Source organism: Rhodococcus chondri (genome assembly GCF_036327435.1).
GTDB lineage: Bacteria > Actinomycetota > Actinomycetes > Mycobacteriales > Mycobacteriaceae > Rhodococcus > Rhodococcus chondri.
In genome coordinates this window covers 1-1,852 of record NZ_JAUZMZ010000343.1, presented here as the reverse complement: position 1 = coordinate 1,852, position 1,852 = coordinate 1, and the positions used below count along the sequence as shown (strand labels likewise).

General features: G+C 66.4%; 2 protein-coding genes. Both read left to right on the top strand.

Going from position 1 to position 1,852, the window contains the following annotated elements; genetic code table 11:
• Positions 1–522: 522 nt before the first annotated feature.
• Complete coding sequence (locus tag Q8814_RS25960) at positions 523–960, top strand: YciI family protein (RefSeq protein ID WP_330154803.1); 438 nt, start codon at positions 523–525, stop codon at positions 958–960.
• Positions 912–1,852 (top strand): RNA polymerase sigma factor (locus tag Q8814_RS25955; protein WP_408015990.1); only part of this gene is annotated, 941 nt, incomplete at its 3' end. The genes Q8814_RS25960 and Q8814_RS25955, both read left to right, overlap by 49 nt.

Genomic DNA, 1,852 nt, shown 5'->3' with positions numbered 1-1,852 from the left:
CAGTATCCCTTGGTCTGAAACAGTTCCAGCCCCTTGTCCAGCAGAAGCTGTCTCGTGAGCTTCTTCTGGGCGTCTCGAAGCGTAGCCATGGCGGACAGCCTAGAGGTTCGACGACTACTCCTCGTCCACGACGACTGGTCGCCGCACTTCTGAGCTGCTTCGGCCTGCGCGGTGTCGACGACTCGGTCCGCGCCGATGCCGCGTCCGCCGCCGGCCAGGCCGGTGCGCTCGCGTCAGCACACAGAAGGCATTCGTCGTCGGTGGCTGCATCGCGCTCGTCGCGGTGGTGCTCGCGCCCTTCGTCAAATGTCTCGACGATCGCAACCGGTTGGAACAGGTCGCCTGAACTGTCATCGGCGTGACGCCGGGCCGGTCGGGATTCCCGACCGGCCCTGCGCTGTTCTGCGGGCGGACGCTGCTCGGTCGCGAGAAAATACTTTCGGGGCATCTGTCGATCGACGGCGTGTCCGTTCGACGTCTGGACAGAGGGACCACAAAGGCCCCCGCGACGAAGGAGGCACGATGAAGTACATGCTGGTGCTGCGCGCGACCGATCAGGCCATCGAAGCTTCGAAGAACGTGGATTTCGACGAGATCCTCACGGCGATGGGCAAGTACAACGAATCGCTGATCAAGGCCGGTGTTCTGCTCGCGGGCGAGGGTCTGTCCGAGCCGGAAGAAGGGTTCGTCGTCGACTTCGACTCCGATCCGCCGCTCGTTTCGGACGGCCCGTACGGGGAGACCAAAGAACTCTTCTCCGGCTTCTGGATCATCCAGACCGCGAGCAAGGAAGAGGCCGCCGAATGGGCCAAACGCTGTCCGCTCGGGCCGGGCAGCAAGCTCGAGGTGCGCCGAGTGACCGAGATGGAAGAGTTCGATCAGAGTAACGAGTACGTCCAGAAGGAAGCGGGATGGCGCGAGCAGCTGGGCACCGAGCGGCCCGTCGCGGGCCGACCGTGACGGACACGGCGGCGCGGTCGGCGTCCGAGGACGTCCACCGCGCCGTCGACGCGGTCTGGCGGATCGAATCCGCCAAGATCGTGGCGACACTGACACGCAGGGTCGGAGATCTCGATCTCGCCGAGGATCTCGCGGGGCAGGCGCTGCTCGAAGCGATCGAGCAGTGGCCCGCCTCGGGTATTCCGCGCAATCCTGCGGGGTGGCTCACGACCGTCGCCACCCGGCGCGCGATCGACGGGTGGCGGCGACTCGCGCGACAGGACGATCGCTACGCGTATCTCGCCCGCGAACTCGAGAACAGCTGTTCCGGCGCCGACACCGCCACCTGGGATCCCGACCGGATCGACGACGACGTGCTTCGCCTGATGTTCATCGCGTGCCATCCGGTCCTGAACCGGAAGGCGCAGGTCGCACTGACACTCCGCGTGGTGGGCGGATTGACCACCGAGGAGATCGCCAAGGCGTTCCTGACCCCGACGGCCACCGTGCAGCAACGGATCGTTCGCGCCAAGAAGACCCTGACCGCCGCGAAGGCGATCTTCGAGGTTCCGCCGCGGGAAGAGTTCGGTAGTCGTCTCGGCGCGGTGCTCGGTGTGCTCTATCTGATCTTCAACGAAGGGTATGCGGCGAGCACGGGCAGCGAATGGATGCGCACCGACCTGAGCAGCGAAGCGCTCCGACTCGCGCGCATCCTCGCCCAGCTCGTCCCGCGGGAACCCGAAGTGCACGGTCTCGTCGCGCTGATGGAACTCACGGCATCGAGATTCGGTGCCCGCACCTCCCGGGACGGCGAGCCGATCCTGCTGTCCGAGCAGGATCGCACCCGCTGGGATCGTGCCCAGATCACGCGGGGACTGGCCGCGCTGCAGCGCGCCGACACGGTCGGGGGCCG